Source organism: Candidatus Poriferisodalis sp. (assembly GCF_965204195.1).
In the GTDB taxonomy this organism is placed as follows: Bacteria; Actinomycetota; Acidimicrobiia; order Acidimicrobiales; family Poriferisodalaceae; genus Poriferisodalis.
This window is the reverse complement of sequence record NZ_OZ241975.1, coordinates 3,193,673-3,209,690: the sequence shown is the minus strand read 5'-3', so window position 1 is coordinate 3,209,690 and position 16,018 is coordinate 3,193,673. Positions and strand designations below refer to the sequence as shown.

The 16,018-nt window shown below is 67.5% G+C and carries 14 protein-coding genes; 9 read left to right on the top strand and 5 right to left on the bottom strand.

Annotated features, from left to right (window positions below; translation table 11 throughout):
* Window positions 1-124: 124 nt before the first annotated feature.
* The 3 genes from ACOGI8_RS14390 to ACOGI8_RS14380 are packed head-to-tail and all read left to right on the top strand — an operon-like array spanning window position 125 to window position 3,431.
* The gene (locus tag ACOGI8_RS14390; protein WP_419854481.1) at window positions 125-871 is read left to right on the top strand and encodes a lysophospholipid acyltransferase family protein; all 747 of its coding nucleotides are present in this window, start codon (window positions 125-127) and stop codon (window positions 869-871) included.
* 23 nt (window positions 872-894) lie between these two features.
* The gene (locus ACOGI8_RS14385; RefSeq protein WP_419854480.1) at window positions 895-2,145 is read left to right on the top strand and encodes a CaiB/BaiF CoA transferase family protein; all 1,251 of its coding nucleotides are present in this window, start codon (window positions 895-897) and stop codon (window positions 2,143-2,145) included.
* Entirely contained in the window at window positions 2,145-3,431 is a 1,287-nt protein-coding gene (locus ACOGI8_RS14380; protein ID WP_419854479.1) for a CaiB/BaiF CoA transferase family protein, read from the top strand. Before ACOGI8_RS14385 ends, ACOGI8_RS14380 begins: the two co-directional genes overlap by 1 nt.
* A gap of 25 nt (window positions 3,432-3,456) precedes the next feature.
* Here ACOGI8_RS14380 and ACOGI8_RS14375 read toward each other — a convergent pair whose 3' ends face one another.
* Window positions 3,457-4,569, bottom strand: coding sequence for an LLM class flavin-dependent oxidoreductase (locus tag ACOGI8_RS14375; protein WP_419854478.1), 1,113 nt, complete (start codon window positions 4,567-4,569; stop codon window positions 3,457-3,459).
* A 141-nt stretch (window positions 4,570-4,710) separates the two neighbouring features.
* Here ACOGI8_RS14375 and ACOGI8_RS14370 point away from each other — a divergent pair, with 141 nt between their 5' ends.
* Window positions 4,711-5,454: a helix-turn-helix domain-containing protein gene (locus ACOGI8_RS14370; protein ID WP_419854477.1), complete on the top strand. Its 744-nt coding sequence runs from the start codon at window positions 4,711-4,713 to the stop codon at window positions 5,452-5,454.
* Window positions 5,455-5,467: 13 nt separating this feature from the next.
* Here ACOGI8_RS14370 and ACOGI8_RS14365 read toward each other — a convergent pair whose 3' ends face one another.
* Together ACOGI8_RS14365 and ACOGI8_RS14360 are read right to left on the bottom strand one after the other, a co-directional pair.
* The gene (locus ACOGI8_RS14365; RefSeq protein WP_419854476.1) at window positions 5,468-5,947 is read right to left on the bottom strand and encodes a type II toxin-antitoxin system HicB family antitoxin; all 480 of its coding nucleotides are present in this window, start codon (window positions 5,945-5,947) and stop codon (window positions 5,468-5,470) included.
* Between the two features lie 13 nt (window positions 5,948-5,960).
* On the bottom strand, window positions 5,961-6,167 hold the full coding sequence (locus ACOGI8_RS14360; protein WP_419854475.1) for a type II toxin-antitoxin system HicA family toxin: 207 nt from the start codon (window positions 6,165-6,167) through the stop codon (window positions 5,961-5,963).
* A 124-nt stretch (window positions 6,168-6,291) separates the two neighbouring features.
* On the opposite strand from ACOGI8_RS14360, the gene ACOGI8_RS14355 reads away from it, so the two are divergent.
* The 4 genes from ACOGI8_RS14355 to ACOGI8_RS14340 all read left to right on the top strand — a co-directional run bounded on the left by ACOGI8_RS14355 (window position 6,292) and on the right by ACOGI8_RS14340 (window position 12,065).
* Window positions 6,292-7,143 carry an LLM class F420-dependent oxidoreductase gene (locus ACOGI8_RS14355; RefSeq protein WP_419854474.1) on the top strand — a complete coding sequence of 284 codons (852 nt, stop codon included), beginning with the start codon at window positions 6,292-6,294 and terminating at the stop codon, window positions 7,141-7,143.
* 29 nt (window positions 7,144-7,172) lie between these two features.
* The gene (locus tag ACOGI8_RS14350) at window positions 7,173-8,753 is read left to right on the top strand and encodes an acyl-CoA carboxylase subunit beta (RefSeq protein ID WP_419854473.1); all 1,581 of its coding nucleotides are present in this window, start codon (window positions 7,173-7,175) and stop codon (window positions 8,751-8,753) included.
* A 140-nt stretch (window positions 8,754-8,893) separates the two neighbouring features.
* On the top strand, window positions 8,894-9,595 hold the full coding sequence (locus ACOGI8_RS14345; RefSeq protein ID WP_419854472.1) for an ABC transporter ATP-binding protein: 702 nt from the start codon (window positions 8,894-8,896) through the stop codon (window positions 9,593-9,595).
* A 10-nt stretch (window positions 9,596-9,605) separates the two neighbouring features.
* A complete protein-coding gene (locus ACOGI8_RS14340; protein WP_419854471.1) occupies window positions 9,606-12,065 on the top strand; it encodes an FtsX-like permease family protein in 2,460 nt (819 codons plus the stop codon).
* Window positions 12,066-12,103: 38 nt separating this feature from the next.
* Here ACOGI8_RS14340 and gluQRS read toward each other — a convergent pair whose 3' ends face one another.
* Window positions 12,104-13,045: a tRNA glutamyl-Q(34) synthetase GluQRS gene (gene gluQRS, locus ACOGI8_RS14335; protein WP_419854470.1), complete on the bottom strand. Its 942-nt coding sequence runs from the start codon at window positions 13,043-13,045 to the stop codon at window positions 12,104-12,106.
* Entirely contained in the window at window positions 13,042-14,253 is a 1,212-nt protein-coding gene (locus tag ACOGI8_RS14330) for a nitroreductase family protein (RefSeq protein ID WP_419854469.1), read from the bottom strand. The genes gluQRS and ACOGI8_RS14330 overlap by 4 nt, the downstream gene beginning before the upstream one ends.
* Window positions 14,254-14,461: 208 nt before the next feature.
* Between ACOGI8_RS14330 and ACOGI8_RS14325 the strand changes: the two genes are divergently transcribed.
* Entirely contained in the window at window positions 14,462-16,012 is a 1,551-nt protein-coding gene (locus ACOGI8_RS14325; protein ID WP_419854468.1) for a hypothetical protein, read from the top strand.
* Window positions 16,013-16,018 lie beyond the last annotated feature (6 nt).

Here is a 16,018-nt window from a genome sequence, read left to right as displayed (position 1 = left end):
GGCACGGAGAGTAGTCAGCGCCGACCGTCGGGCGGGCGGCGACGCCGGCTGACATACACGGTCATCGTTTCCACATCGGCGGCCGGGTCGTCGCGCGGCGACCGAGAAGCGCCAGAATCACCGTGTGGACTTCGGCAAGCGACTGCGGCAATTGGCCCGGCCGGGTGCGCTGCTCGCGGCCGACGGTATGGCCGGAACGCTGGCGTGGCGGGCGGCGCGGGGGCTCATACGCATCCTGCTCTTTCGCGTTTACCGGCTGCGAGCCACCGGGTACGAACGCTTGCGGGCGGACGGCCCGTTGATCTATGCGCCGGTCCACCGCAGCCACCTCGACGGCCCGCTCATCGGCGGCCTCACCCATCACCGGGTCCGCTACCTCGGCAAAGAGGAGCTCTTCCATCCCAAGCCGCTCGGCTGGTTCATGCGCTCGATCGGCACGTTTCCGGTGCGTCGCGGCGAGGCCGATCTCGATGCGATGCGCGCAGCGCTCGGCCTGCTGACCGATGGCGAGACGATGCTGGTCTTCCCAGAGGGAACACGCCAGCCTTCCGACGACATCGGCCCCGTCTTCGATGGCACTGCATGGCTGGCTGCGAAGTCGGGTGCACCGGTGCTGCCGGTGGGCATCGCGGGCACACGCGAGGCAATGCCCAGCGGCGCGAAGTTCCCGAAGCGGACACAGGTCGCGATCGTGGTGGGGGAGCCGCTCGCTCCGCCGACCGGACCCGACGGAGGCCGTGCGAGGCGGCCGGACATGACGGCGTGGACGGCGACCTTGCGCGACGCGCTCGACGACTGCCAGCAGCGCGCGCGTGCGCTGGCAGACGAGTCCGGCCGCGCCCGCACACCCATGCGCGATCTCGTTCCGTGATCGGGCCAGGTCACCGTTCACCGGTGTGGCCCAGCGCCGAGCCGGGCGCCCTTGCCGGTATCCGCATCTGCGATTTCACCGGGCAGCTCGCGGGCGCCGGCGCCACCAAGATCTTGGCGGCTCTCGGTGCCGAGGTGATTCGCATCGAAGACCCCGTGCGGCAGGGCAAGTGGGACATCCTGCGAGGAACCCAGCCGTTCGTGGGCGAGCACCGCGGCATCGAGGCCGGAGGCTCGTTCAACAACCACAACGCCGGCAAGCTCGGCATCACGCTCAACCTGCGCGATGACCGGGCCAAAGAACTGCTCCGCGACCTGATCGCCGTCAGCGACTCGGTCACCGAGAATTTCGCGGCCGGCGTCATGGAGCGGCTCGGCTTTGGCTACGAGGCGCTGCGCCGGATCAGGTTTGACATCGTCTACGTGTCGAACTGCGGCTTCGGTGCCGACGGTCCCTACGCGAGCTTTCGCTCGTGGGGCCCGATCGCGCAGGCCGTATCCGGACTGACGTTCCAGTCGGGACTACCCGATCAGCCTCCGGCCGGGTGGGGCTACTCGTTCATGGACCACACCGGCGCCTACTACATGGCGATAGCGATCCTGATGGCGCTGTATCACCGGCGGCGCACCGGCGAGGGTCAGTGGGTGGACCTAGCCTGCATCGAGGCAGCGGGAACACTCCATGGAGCCGCGTCGCTGGACTTCACGGTGAACGGTCGCCGGGCGCGGCGAAGCGGGATGCCCAACAGCAACCGATCCCAATCGCCGGCGATGGCGCCGCACGGCATCTTCGCCTGCGAGGGCGACGACGAGTGGGTCGCGATTGCCGTTCGCGACGACGAGGACTGGCAGCGCTTCGCGGACGCGGTCGGCGAACCGTGGACGGGCGACGAGCGCTGGCAGCGTCTCGCCGGTCGCCTGGTCCACGAAGGCGAGCTGGAGCAACTCGTCGGCCGATGGACCGCGAAGCGCAGCAAGGACGCCGTCGGGCTCCAGCTCGTCGAGGCGGGAGTGCCCGCTGCGCCGGTGCTGCGCCCGAGCGAGCGCATCGACGGCGATCCTCGAACCCGAGACTGGGGCTTGTGGGTCACCGTGCCGCACAGCGCGGTCGGCGACACGCGGGTCGAGGGCCTGCCAGTCCGCCTGTCTGAGACCGACTGGGCGATTGGCCGCGGCGCTGCATGCCTGGGCGAGGACAACCGGTACGTCTTCGGCGATGTGCTCGGGCGCAGCGACGACGAGATTGCCGAGCTGGAAGCCGAAGGGGTCATCTGATGGCTTCGCTCAACGCCTCGCCAACGGCAAGCCCCCGTCCGCTCGATGGGCTCCGGGTCATCGAACTGACGTCGGAACGGTGCGCGCTCGCCGGGAAGCTGCTCGCCGACATGGGCGCCGATGTGATCGTCGTCGAGCCTCCGGGCGGATCGCCGATGCGCGCCTACGAGCCGTTCGCCGACGACGAGGCCGACCCCGAGCGTGCGCTGTGGTGGTGGCACTACAACACGTCGAAGCGCTCGGTGGTGCTCGATCTGGACGCGGCTGACGGCGCGGGTGATTTCCGCCGCCTGGTGAGCACCGCCGATGTCGTGATCGAAGCGGAGCCGCTCGGTCGCCTGGCAGCGCTCGGGCTCGACTGGAACCAGCTCCGCGGAGCGCCTTCGAGTGCATCGGCGATTGCAGCTCAACCCTCCACCGATGCCAGCGGGCGGAACGAACGGCTCATCTGGGTGTCGATCACGCACAACGGGCGAGAACGCCCCGACCCTCCGGCCACCGACCTCACCGTGCTGGCTGAGGGCGGTCCCGTGTGGTCGTGCGGCTACGACGACCACACCCTCCCTCCGGTGCGAGGCGGCGGGAACCAGGGCCTGCAGATGGCCTGCCACTACGCCGCGGCCACGCTGATGGCGGCGCTGATATGGCGGGAGGATTCGGGCCGCGGGCAGCTCATCGACGTCTCCATGCTCGCGGCCGCCAACCTGACCTGTGAGTTCGCGACCTACTTCTGGCTCAACCAGCAGGTCAATGTGCAACGCCAGACCGGGCGCCACGCCCTTCCGCAGATCTCCGAGCCCACCCAGGTGCGCTGCGCGGACAGTCGCTGGCTCAACACCGGGGTGCCGCCACGACGCGGACCCGAGTTCGCAGCCCTCTCGGGGTGGTTGGCCGAACTGGGTCTGGCCGGCGAATGCCCCTACACCGAGCTGCTGAAGCTAGGCGAGAGCTACGAGCAGATCGACATCCTCCACCTCGACGCCGATCCGCTCAGCGCCGAAGTGTTCGGAGCGGGTCGCGACACCATCAACTTCCTGGCCGAGCGGCTCGGCGCTCATGAACTCTTCGTGGGTCTGCAGTCGATCGGCCTGGCCTGCGGCATCGTCTATTCGCCCGAGGAGATGCTGGTCGACGAGCACTTCGTGGCCCGAGGCTTTCCCGTCGCGATCGATCACGACGGCACCCCGGTCACCTACCCAGGCGCGCCGTACAAGTTCTCAGCCACGCCGTGGCGCGCCACACGGGCGCCACGCCTCGGCGAGCACCAGGATCTGCTCGCCGACTGACCGCCGCTGCACAGTCGGCAGGCGGCTAGGCGGCTGTGGCTACTGATTCGGTGGCGGCGAGGCCCACGGGCGGGGCGTCCCACTCCTTGAGCACAGGCAGCACCTCAGTGGCGAACAGGTCGCGGTTGCGGCGGGCCTCGGTCCACGTCATGCCGGCGTAGGCAAGGTTCGGGAAGAACGCCGCCATGTCGATCTTGTCCTTGATGACCTGCAGCTTCTCGAGCACCTGGTCGGGCGTGCCGTAGGGCATGAGGCGGGTGAAGTCCTCCGCAGCGCCGCGGGCGCCGTGGCGGTCGATGTACTTGGAGATGCCCTCGTAGAACTCGTAGCCCTTGACGCCCTCGTGCGGCCGCTTGGGCCCGAACTCGTAGTGCTTCATCACGGTGCCGTAGTAGTTGCCGATGTGCTCCATCGCCTTCTCTTCGGCCCGGTCGGCGTTGGTGTCCACCCAGCAGAACCCGCCTGACAGCGGCGGGGGCGGCGGCGCGGTGTGATGCTTGGCCCACTCGCCGTGGTATGCGGCGAAGTCTGACTCGACGATCTCCCACGGCTTCTGCGGGATCACCAGCAGGCCGATACCGAGCTGTGCCATGAGCGGCATGCCCTCAGGCGACACGGCAGCCGCATAGGTGCGGCCTTTGAACGAACGCTCCGGGGTGGGGCGGATGTCTCTCCGGGGTTGCTGCACGAACTCGCCGTCGTGCTCCACGTAACCCTGCTCGAGTCCTTCGATGAGCATCTTGGCGTACTCCAAGAACCGCTCCCGGCTGGAGTTCATGTCCACCCGGAAGCCTTCGTACTCGATCCGTGCGAGGCCGCGGCCGATGCCAAGGATGAGGCGGCCATCAGAGAGGTTGTCGAGCATGGTCACCTGCTCGGCAACTCGCATCGGATCGTGCCACGGAAGCACGATGACGGCGGTGCCGAGTTGCAGGTTCGTGCGACCGGCCACCCAGGTCAGGAACTGCACTGGATCGGGGCACATGGTGTAGTCGGTGAAGTGGTGCTCCACGGTCCAGATCGAGTCGAAGCCGAGGTCCTCGGCTTCCTCGACCATGCGGATCTCCTGCTCCCAGACCTCACGGTCCGACAGAGCATTCTCCGGATTCTGAAAAACAGCCGAGTAACCGACGTGCATGACGTGCCCCCTGTGTCCGGCCGCTTGTGCCGCGACCAAAATCTAATGTTAGGCAGATTCTCGACCTGCCGTGGCCGGGCCATGCACGGTCGAGGGTCCGACGGTTAGCGTCGGTCCGAATCGAAGCAGGAGAAGACGGTCATGGAGACAACGGCGGTAGCGCGCAGCATGCGCGGTTCAGTGGGAATGCTGGCGATGGACTGGCTGATGGATCCGGCCACGCTGGAGAAGGCGGCGCAACGCGGCATGGCCGAGGGGCTCGGGGCGTATGCAACCGGCCGGCTGGGCGTGCTCGGCGAGTGCCCGGTCGACAACGTGATCGGGGCGGCGTTCTTCTGGAATCCCGACACGATGCGCTCGGCCGTCGAAGCGGGCCGCGCCGTGATGAACCCGTCGCAAGGGGCGCTGATCTGGGCCGACATCTGCACTGAGTACGGCGAGAAGCGGCTCGCCGGGATGGAGGGCGCGGAGCGTTTGGGGGAGCTGCTCGAGCGGGTCGTCGACGCTGCGGTCCCCCAAGGCGCACCGACCTTTGTCGGCTGGCGAGACATGCCCCGACCTGGGGAACCCGGCCCGGCTCACGCGTTCTTCATGGCACAGATCATGCGCGAGCTGCGCTTCGGACGCCATGCGGTGGCCGTGCAAGCGCTGGGCATGGGGCCGCTGGAGGCGATCCTGTCGGGTCCTGCCGGCGAATGGAATGCCGAGTTCTTCGGGTGGCCCAAGCCCTATCCCGACGTCAGCGATCTCGGCGATGCCCGCGAGGAGATCGAGTCGCTCACCGACAAGCTGCATGCGCCCGACTTCGAGTGCCTGACGCCCGATGAGCGCGCCGAGGTGCGCGAACTCGCCAAGGCGGCGCGATTCCACAATCCCGACGAGTAGCGGGGACCGCACGTTAGGCGACGGTCGCGGGTTCCTCGCTTGGCGCCCACTGCTCCAGCGGGGCGGCTTCGCTGATCATCTGCAGGCCGAGGGCGGCGAGGGCCCGTTCGACCTGCTCGGGCTTGGCGGGCCGGTAGATGTCGGTGAGCCGTTTGGCGTGCGAAGGGCGCATGCCGATGCGGCCCGCCAACTCGGCGGCGGTGACGTCTTGAGCCAGCATGGCCTCGTGGAGCGCGAACTGCGAAGCCACCGCGGGCGACACTGAGACCAGCACCTGTCCGGGCTCGGGATCACTCGGGGCCGGGAAGCGCTCGCCGTCGTCGATGCAGAAGCTCAGCGCCGTCTCGAGGCAGTCCCGCAGGTGCCCGTTCACCTCCTCCACCGACCAACCGCCTGTGTGCCCTGCATGTACATCGGGAAAGACCGCGAGGTAGCAAGTTCGTCCCGTAGCAGCGGCCTCCTCCTCATCGCGCTCGATAGTGCACGGGTACACGAAACGCATCGCTTCAGAACTCCTTCTTGTCGATGTCGAGGTCCCGCAACATCGTGCGCAACAGTCCAGGGCCGAGTTCCCCGCGCGGCACGCTTGTCGTTCGCACGCCGAGCCGGATCATGGCATGGCTGCCCTTGCCACGATCGGGCAGATACTCGACCTGCAGCCCACGCCTGCGAGCGTAGCGGCGGAGTCTGCGCAGGAATTCCTGGTCGGTCACGGGTGGCAACACCAGCGCGGGGGTCTCGCTGCGTCAATTGATTTTCTGGTCAGCGGCGCAGGGCGCTGATCGGCCATGATGTTCGCCGCCGCGCCGCCCGAGCGCGGCGGACGGGGGCTTCCAGATGAGATTCGGCCTGATCTCCGCGAACTTGATGGGCAACGTCGATGGCGCTGCGGCGCAGGAGACCGCCCAGACCGCTGAGGAAGTCGGCTTCGATTCGCTGTGGGCGATCGAGCATGTGGTGGTGCCGAAGTCGTACAGCTCCACCTATCCCTACGACGAGGGCGGGCGCCTGTTCAAGGGCGCAAGCCAGCTCGACCACTCAGACCCGCTCATCTGGCTGGCGTACGCCGCCGCAGTGACCACCCGCATCCGGCTGGCCACCGGCATTCTCATCCTGCCCCAGCGCAACCCCCTGATCCTGGCGAAGGAGATTGCTTCGCTCGACCGCCTGTGCGGCGGTCGTTTCGACTTTGGCATCGGCGTGGGATGGCTGCGCGAAGAGTTCGACGCACTCGGCGTGCCTTTCGATCGCCGGGGTGCCCGCACCGACGAGTACATATCGGCGTTGCGCGTGCTGTGGACCGAAGAGGAAGCCGAGTTCCACGGCGAGTTCGTGGACTTCGACCCGGTCTACTCGCAGCCCAAGCCCATCCAGCAGCCGGTGCCGATCCTGGTAGGCGGCCACAGCGACCGCGCCGCCCGGCGCGCCGGCGAGCTGGGCGACGTGTTCTTCCCGGCCGAACGGCCTGCTGAGGTGCTGGCGGGGCTCTTCGAATCGACGCGCCGCTATGCCGAGGCCGCGGGACGCGACCCAAATGACATCGAGATGTGGACTACCGGCGGGACCGACCGGGCCCATCTCGATCAGCTGGTCGAGCTCGGCGTGAGCCAAGTGATGGTGCCGGGGCGCAGGCCGCCCCAGCTCGGCGAGACCTACGGGCAGATCCTCGCTGACTATGCGGATGCATAAGCGAGGCATGACAGTGCAGGAGGCAAGCAATGGCTGAATACGGAGACGGCGACGCGATCAGCCACGAGCAACGGGTTGCCGAGATGCAAGCCCGAGCTGACGTGATCCGCCGCGACATGGGCGGCGCGTCGAAGGTCCGCGCCATGGAAGCCGAAGGCGACCGGACTATCCGCCAGCACATTGATGCCTTCCTCGACGACGGCTCGTTCCGTGAGATCGGCACGTTCAGCCGGTCGCTCCGCCCTGAGATGCGTGACATCACACCTGGTGACGGCAAGATCGGCGGGCACGGCAATGTGGACGGCCGACCGGTGGCAGTGTTCGGCGACGACATCACGGTGCTGCGCGGCTCGAGCTCCATCGTGGGCACCCGCAAGGAAACCCGTCTCTACGACCGGGCGCTCACCATGGGCATTCCGGTCGTGCACTTCGGCGAGACCGGCGGCGGCCGCATTCCCGATCTCATGGGTTCGGAGGGCATCTCCGAACCCGGCGCCATGTTCGAGATGTCCCAGCGACGTCACCGGATCCCGATGGCCACCATGATCTGCGGCCAGTCGTTCGGCGGCTCGTCGTTCGTGTCGGCCATGAGCGACTACGTCGTCATGGTACGCGGCTCGTGCCTGGCGGTCACCTCGCCGAAAGTGTTCGAGATCGCGACCGGTGAGGTCATCTCATTCGAGGACGTGGGCGGCGTGGACGTGCACGCTCGCATCACCGGGCAGATCGATCTCGGCGTCGACACCGACGAGGAGGGGTACGAGGCCATCCGGCGGTGGCTGTCGTACATGCCCTCGAATGCCTGGCAGCCAGCGCCACGGGCCGAGCCACGCGGCGGCGACGGGCCCGATCCCGAGCTGGCCCGCATGGTTCCGGCCCGGCGCACCCGCGGCTACGACATGCGACGCGTCGTCGCCCGCATCTGCGACCCCGGCTCCGTTTTCGAGATGCAGCCGAATTACGCCCGCAACGTGGTGTGCGCGCTCGCCCGGCTGGACGGGTATGCGGTGGGCGTCATCGCGAACAACCCGATGTTCCAGGCGGGAACCCTCGACCCGCAGGCCTGCCACAAGGTCATCCGCCTCGCCACCGTGTGCGACTCGTACAACATCCCCATGATCTTCCTGGTGGACGTGCCGGGCTTCATGGTGGGCAAGCGCGTCGAGCACGACCTGATGCTCCACTGGGGCATTCGCATGATGCATGCACTGCAGAACGCGTCCGCGCCCACGCTCACGGTGTGCCTGCGCAAGGCATTCGGCATGGCCTGGCAGGCCATGAACGGCTCCCGGATGCCGAGCCATGGCATCTACTGCTGGCCCGGTGCGGAGGTCGGCTTCATGGATCCCGAAGTCGGCGTGAACGTGGCGTTCGGCTCGAAGCTCTCGCGCATCGCCGATCCCGACGAGCGCGAAGCCGAGCGGCTGAAGCTCGTGGCCGAGGTGGCTGAGGCGACGAATCCCTTCGAGGCAGCCGGCACCATGCGCATCGACGAGATGATCGACCCCGCCGACACCCGCAGCGTGCTCATCTCCGACATCCGGATGCTGGCCAATCGGCCGGTGCCGCCGCCCGAGCAGCGACCGCTCAGCTACTGGCCGAGCTGCTGAGGCTCGGAGGCTGAGCAGCCTGCCGACAAGCCAGCGAGCAGTAGCGTCTTGGAGCAATGCCGAGCGACCATGATGTCGGTCGAGAGTGTCGGTAGTTCGTACCATTACCGAGGTCGGCAGCGACTGGGGAGATCTCTGACGTGATCGATCTCGAGGGCGTCACCAAGCACTACGAAGTCGGCCCTGTGCTGGTGACAGCGCTGGCCGGCATCGACCTGCACGTCGACGCGGGCGAGTTCGTGGTGGTGCTGGGTGCATCGGGCAGCGGCAAGACCACGACGCTCAACATCATCGGGGCGCTGGACACGCCGTCGTCGGGCAAGGTGACGGTTGGGGGCCGTGACCTCACGTCATCGAGCACGAGCGAGCTCTTTGCGCTGCGGCGCGAAACCGTCAGCTTCATCTTCCAGAGCTTCAACCTGTTCCCCGGGCTGACTGCAACCGAGAACGTGGAGTTCGGCATGGATGTCTCGGGCCGCAGCGGTTCCGCTGACCCGGCCGACATCTTGGATTCGGTCGGGCTGGGCCACCGGCTCGGCCACTTCCCCCACGAGCTGTCGGGCGGCGAGCAGCAGCGGGTCGCCATCGCCCGGGCGCTTGCCACCGGCAATCCGGTGTTGCTGGCCGACGAGCCGACAGGCGAGCTCGACTTCAAGACAGGTGCTCAGATTCTCGAACTGCTGGCCGAGCAGGCCAACCAGGACAGGGCTGTGCTGGTGGTGACCCACAATCGCGAGATATCCAGGATGGCCGACCGGGTCGTCGAGATGAGCAGCGGGAACATCATCAGCGACGGCCCGCCAGAGGGCGGCAAGACTCCGCTGTCCGAACTGCACTGGTAGGCCCGCCCCCATGTGGTTGTTCCGGCTGCGGTGGTCCCTGCGGGACGCGCGGAAACGCTGGATCCAGATCGTCGCCATCGGCTTCACACTGGCGATCGGCATCGGGCTCTACGCGGGGCTCTCGAGCGTGACGCAATGGAGGCTCATCTCCATCGACAAGAGCCTCGAGGCCACCAGCATGTACGACCTGCGGGCGACGGTCGGCGAGGGCGGCGACGTGCCGGCCGGCTCGCTGGCTCGCATTGCCAGCGAGATCGACGGCATCGACCGCTACAACGAACGCCTGCTGTTCGACACCCAGGTCGAGACCGTCGTCGACGGCGATGAAGTGCTGGCGCACGGGCGCATCGTCGGCATGGACCTGTCGGGGAGCGAGCCCGTCGTCAACGACGTCTACCTGATCGATGACGCAGCGAGGCCGGTCTCGAACAGCGCAACACCGCAGGTGCTGGTCAACCGGGGATTCGCGACCTTCTGGGACCTGCCGAGGGACGGCACGCTGACTGTCGGCGGCGACATCGGTGTGGACTATGTCGGCCAGGCCGTGTCACCCGAGTTCTTCCTGATCATCGAAGGGAACGGATCGCTCGGCAAGTCCAACCTGGCGGTGCTGTTCACCCCGCTGGCCGCGGCGCAGGACATCTCGGGCCGACCTGGCGTTGTCAACGATCTTGTGCTGACCCTCGAGCCCGGCGCCGATGCCGCGGCGGTGACCGGGCAGCTCATCGAGGCCGCAGCGTCGCAGAATGGCGTGCTGCTCGATGTCCTCACCCGAGAGGCGACGCCGTCGTACATCGGCCTGACCGGCTCGCCGGAGATCGACCAGGGCATCTACAACGCCATCTCGCTCCTGCTCTTCGCCGGAGCTGCGTTCGCCGCGCTGAACTTCTCGGCGCGGATGGTCGAGTCGCAGCGGCGCGAGATCGGCAACTCCATGGCGATCGGGGAGCGTCCCCGGTCGATCGTCATCCGGCCGTTGCTGATCGGCCTGCAGATCGGCATTCTCGGCATGATCCTGGGCGTCGCCGTGGGCTACGCGATCGCCTTCCAGACGGTGAGCGTCGTGCAGGAGGTGGCGTGGCTGCCGATCTTCGAGCAGCCCTTCCAGGCAGGCATCTACGCGCAGGCCATGGCGCTCGGATTCGCAGTGCCGGTGCTTGCCGTGCTCTGGCCCGTCCTGCGAGCCGTCAGGGTGCGGCCGGTGGACGCGATTCGCTCGAGTCATCTGGCATCTCGGGGCGGCAGTCTGGGGCCCATCATCAGCCGCATCCCGTTGCCGGGCCGCAGCCTTGAGCGGATGCCGTTCCGGAACCTCATGAGGGCCCCTCGCCGGACGTTCCTGACGCTGCTGACCTTCACCATGAGCCTCGCGATCATGTTCGCCATGCTGGGGCTGGGCAGCACCTTCACGGCCACGCTCGACGACGGCAACGAAGAACTGCTCGGCGGTGAGCCTGACCGCTTCACGGTGCAGCTGGATTCCTTCTACCCGGTCGAGGGGCCGCAGGTCCAGAACGTGCTCAACGACCCCACGGTGCAACTCGGCGAGCCGGCGATGGTGCTTGGGGCAAATGTCGGCGCCGCTACGTCAGATGGCATCGACGAAGGCATCGACGATCCGATCCGGCTGGATCTCGCGGTCCGTTTCGTCGATTTCGGCAGCACCGTGTGGACGCCGACTGCGACGGAGGGAGCGCTGTCGCGGGGATCGCCAGGCATCGTGCTCGCCGACAAGGCCGCTCGTGACTTCGGTGTGGGGGTCGGCGATGACGTCATCGTGACGCATCCGGCGCTCGTCGATGGGGCGTTCACTTACAGCACCCGCAGCCTGCCCGTCGCGGCGATCCATCCGCATCCGCTGCGGCTCAACGCCTACATGGATCTCTCGCAGGCGTCCACCTGGGGCTTCGGCGATCTGGCCAACATCGTGACCGGCGTGCCGGCAGACGGCAGCAGCCTGAACGACGTGAAGCGAGCGCTCTTCGGCAGCGGCACGGGCGTGGCACTGGTGCAGGGGTTGAACGAGACGTTCCAGTCCTTGGAGGATTCGCTGGAGCAGTCCAGCGGCGTGTTCGTCATCACGCGAATATTCGTCATCTTCCTGGTGATGCTGATCGCGTTCAACACCGCCAACATCAATGTGGACGAGCGCTCCCGCGATCACGCCACGATGTTCGCCTACGGCATACCCGTGCGGCGGGTGATCGCGAACCTCTCGGTGGAGGGGCTGCTGCTGGGCGTGGTTGCCGTGGTGCTCGGCGGTCTGTTCGGGTACGCACTGTTGCTGTGGATGGCGTTGTTCCAGATGCCGACGGCTGTGCCCGATGTCGGCATGATCGTGTCGGTGCGCTGGTGGGAGATGGCGGCGTCGTTCGTGGTAGCGCTGGCCGCAATCGCGCTAGCGCCTTTGTTCCCCGGCCGCAAGCTGAAGAAGATGTTCATCCCGGGCCAGCTGCGGGTGATGGAGTAGCACCGCTCAACGCTCGGCCCTCGCACTGGCGGAGCCCTTCAGGTTGCCGAGTCCACCGGCGCATGCACCCACGGTTGCCTTGGCAGAACCAGGGGGTTGAAGCGCTGCGTTGTTTCAGCGAGATCATCGAGGCTCGTGACCGGGTCGAGTCCGAGGTTCGACAGCAGCAGGTTGACCACGTCGACCGGCGTCTCGCCGAGTGCCAACCGATCTCGCAAGGTGACGGCGCCGTCCCGCTTGGCCAGGCGGCGACCCTCCGGGCCGAGCACCAGCGGCACATGGGCGAAGGACGGAGCATCAAGTCCGAGCAGGCGCGCCAGATGCACCTGGCGCGGCGTGGACGGCAGCAGGTCGTCGCCGCGCACGACCTGATTCACGCCCTGTGCGGCGTCGTCCACGACGACCGCGAGGTTGTAGGCGGGGGTGTCGTCGCCGCGCTGGATCACGAAGTCGTCGACGATGCCGGTGTAGGTGCCGAGCTGGCGGTCGACAACGGTCACCTCGGTGGGCTCGGGGCCGTCCGAGCCCACTCGCAGCCGCAGCGCTGGCGGTCGGCCACTGCTGCGTCGTTGCGCTCGCTCAGCCGGTGTCAGGCGTCGGCAGGTTCCGGGGTAGGCGCCTTCAGGTGACGGTCCATGCGGGGCCGCCGCGGCTTCGGCGATCTCACGCCGGGTGCAGAAGCACTCGTAGGTGAGGTCGCGCCGGCGCAGGTCGGCAATGGCGTCGCGGTAGAGGTCCAGGCGGTCGCTCTGGCGGACTGGCTCGCCGTCCCAATCGAGCCCGAGCGCGGCCACGTCGCGCAGTTGCGAGTCGTAGAACTGCGGTCGCACGGCACCGTCGAGATCTTCGAACCGCCACAGGAACCGTCCGCCGGCCGAGCGGGCGAACAGCCAAGCCAGCAGCGCTGTGCGGAGGTTGCCGAGGTGCAGGTCGCCCGTCGGGCTCGGGGCCCAGCGACCAACTGTCGGATTTCTTGTCAAGCGCTGCCCTCGGCGAGCGCCTTGATGCCCTCAACGCAGCGCGCCATGTTCGCCAGATGCTCGTCCTGGCGTCGGGACAGGATGCGAGGCTCCTTGTCGGGCATCGCCGTGATTGCCACCGAGAGGCCGGATTCACCGGGACCGATGCGCACGGTGTGGCGCAGGCGGCAGCGCTGGCCGTGCAATACGTCGATCTCGTAGCGCCACCGGGCGCCGGCTACCTCTTCGGTCTCGCCGGTCGCCCAGCCGAACAGCACGTTCGGCTCGTATTCGGTGACAGTGAGATCGATATTCCACTCGCCGATGGCGGGGTGCTGGTTGTGGCCGATGAACTTGGCGCCGGCGGCCGGCCCGTCGTAGCCCGGGGCCCACTCGGCGCGCACGAATTCCTCGGAGAAATCGGCCCCAGCGTTGATGTCGCTGACGATCTCCCAGACGCGTTCGGCTGGTGCATCGATGTCGACTTCGACCGTGGCGCCGGGGCCCTCGCTCAGTGTCCGGGCGGCCGTCTCGTCGCCTCGTGCCTCCCAGGTGCGACCCCAGCCGTCCACGTACGCGATCTCGTTGGCGCGCCGGCGTGGCACCGAGCCGAACTCAGTGCCCTTCGCATAGGCCAGCGGCAGCAGTGCCACCGGCGTGACGCCCTCGGGGATGCCGAGCACCTCGCGCAGCTCGTCTTCCTTGTTGAGGATCGCCGTGGTCCAGGCGGTGGCGAGGCCCCGAGCCCGCGCCGCGAGGCAGAAGCTCCATGCCGACTGCAGCACCGAGTCGAACAGGCCCGGCTTGCCGCTGTCGTCGTGGACTCCCCAGACGCACGGAATGACGATCACCGGCACCTCGGCGAGATGTTCCGCGAGGTGGAACGCCGACTTCATCACCTGCTCCATCGGGTGTCCGGTTCCCGCTGTCGCGTCGCGCCCCCGCTTCATGAACGCACCGACGACGGAGTTGTACATATCGCCGATGGCCTGGCGCTGCTGGGGATCACGGATCAGCAGCCATCGCCGGCTGGCCTGGTTGCCGCCGCCGGGACCCTGCTCGGCGACGTCGATGCAGTCGAGCACGAGGTCGTGGGGGACCTCGCGTTCCAGATCGAGCCGCAACCGCACCGAGCGGGTGGTCGACAGCACGCCGTCGACCGATGCGAGGTCGACAGCGGCGGTGTCGTAGCGGGCGGGCACATGGGAGTTCAGCTCTGGTGTCGGCATGCCGCCAGTATTGCCGCCGCAATCACTAGTTTCCGGGGCCGTGACGGCTGCACTCTCGCCCGGTACTGCGCAAGTGCTCTCTTGCGTGTCTGCCGTGCGTCGGACTCTCTGATACCCCGCGATCTTGCGCCTCCCCATGCTCACGGGCTCGCACCGTCGACCTGCTTCCGTCCGGGAGGCTGCTCGGCTGCTCAGGCTGGGCGCGGCCATGTTGCTTGCCGTTGTCGCCGTGGGCGCGTGTACTCGCATCGGTTTGGAGACGCTGGAGACATCTGAGCCGATCGGGACCGGCACGGCGGAAGCGGAGGGCGGCGCGGCTGCCGAGACGACCGCGACCCGGGTGCCGGAGTCGTCCGAGCCGCCTGCGCCTGCGACGACCGTTCGCGACTGTTCGCCGCGGGCCGCAGCGGACGACCTGGCAATCGGCACCGCTGGAGCTGTGCTCGCGAGCGTCCAGGTATCACGTGCGCTCTACGACTGCGTCGACGAGATCGGCTTGGCGTTCGCCGATGATTCCGAGGCGATCCTCACGCTGGTCGCACGCGGGATTGACGGACCGCTGCTGCTGATCGAGTCGTGGTCGGCAGCTGAGCCGATGACAGAAATACAGCGTCTCGCCCCGGAGCGGATCGTGGCGGCGGGATTCAACGAGCAACGTCTCTCCCAACGGCTCCCCGGCTTCGACATCGAGTGGGTTCCCGTCAATCCAACCGCAGCCCTGCCGCATCGAGATGCTCCCCCCGAGCGGGTGTGGATCGTCGGCAATGCAGAGCAAGCTGCGGTGTTCGGGGCCCTCGGGAGCCAGATCGACGCAGCAGCGTTGACCGTGGCCGTGGGCGACGACTTGCGGGCCCTGCCTGGGGCCGCTCGCGCCATGCTGCGCGACGCTGCGCAGGTGGAGTTGCAAGTGGACCTTGGCCCCGACGCAGCGTGGCAGCTGGAAGTCGTCCGTCGCGGCGACGAAGTGCCCGGCGGCGGCCTGCTCATGTTCGAGCCCGGTCGCGCTCGCCGTCTGGTGGCCATGTACGGCCACCCGTCGACGTCGCAGCTCGGGGTGCTCGGAGAGCAGAACCCAACCGAGGGCGTGGCGCGCCTGGCCACCATCGCGGAGGGCTACGACGCTGACGGGTCGGACGTAGTGCTCGCGTTCGAGATCATCGCCACCGTTGCCTCCGCCCGAGCTGGCCGCGACGGCGATTACTCCAACGAGACCGCGCTCGACGACATCAGGCCCTGGATCGAAGCGGCGGCTGCCAACGACATGTACGTGGTGCTCGACCTGCAGTCGGGCCGAACCGACTTCCTGACGCAGGCCAAGCACTATGAAGAGTTCCTGCGGCTGCCGTATGTCGGTCTGGCGCTCGACCCCGAATGGCGATTGCGGCCCGGCGAGGTGCATCTGCAGCAGATCGGAACGGTCGATGCTGCCGAGATCAATCAGGTCGTCCGGTGGCTGGCCGGCCTCGTCCGTGAAGAAGCCCTGCCTCAGAAGCTGTTGATTCTGCACCAATTCCGCTTCTCAATGATCACCAACCGCGAGCTCGTCGAGACCCCAGCGGAACTCGCAGTGATGATCCACATGGACGGGCAGGGTCCGATCAACACGAAATACAGCACATGGAATGCGTTGACCGGCGAGCCAGACGCCCATCGCTTCTACTGGGGCTGGAAGAACTTCTACGACGAAGACTTCCCCACGCCCACCGCAGCACAAGTGCTGGCCCAGACACCGTCGCCGTTGTTCGTCTCGTACCAGTAGCCGCGT

Excerpts from the sequence above, each read along its gene's own strand:
- ACOGI8_RS14380 (WP_419854479.1), top strand. The coding sequence starts at position 2,145 with ATGGCTTCGCTCAACGCCTCGCCAACGGCAAGCCCCCGTCCGCTCGAT.
- ACOGI8_RS14355 (WP_419854474.1), top strand. The coding sequence starts at position 6,292 with ATGAGATTCGGCCTGATCTCCGCGAACTTGATGGGCAACGTCGATGGC.
- ACOGI8_RS14340 (WP_419854471.1), top strand. The coding sequence starts at position 9,606 with ATGTGGTTGTTCCGGCTGCGGTGGTCCCTGCGGGACGCGCGGAAACGC.
- ACOGI8_RS14370 (WP_419854477.1), top strand. The coding sequence starts at position 4,711 with ATGGAGACAACGGCGGTAGCGCGCAGCATGCGCGGTTCAGTGGGAATG.
- ACOGI8_RS14330 (WP_419854469.1), bottom strand. The coding sequence starts at position 14,253 with ATGCCGACACCAGAGCTGAACTCCCATGTGCCCGCCCGCTACGACACC.
- ACOGI8_RS14325 (WP_419854468.1), top strand. The coding sequence starts at position 14,462 with ATGTTGCTTGCCGTTGTCGCCGTGGGCGCGTGTACTCGCATCGGTTTG.
- ACOGI8_RS14375 (WP_419854478.1), bottom strand. The coding sequence starts at position 4,569 with ATGCACGTCGGTTACTCGGCTGTTTTTCAGAATCCGGAGAATGCTCTG.
- ACOGI8_RS14350 (WP_419854473.1), top strand. The coding sequence starts at position 7,173 with ATGGCTGAATACGGAGACGGCGACGCGATCAGCCACGAGCAACGGGTT.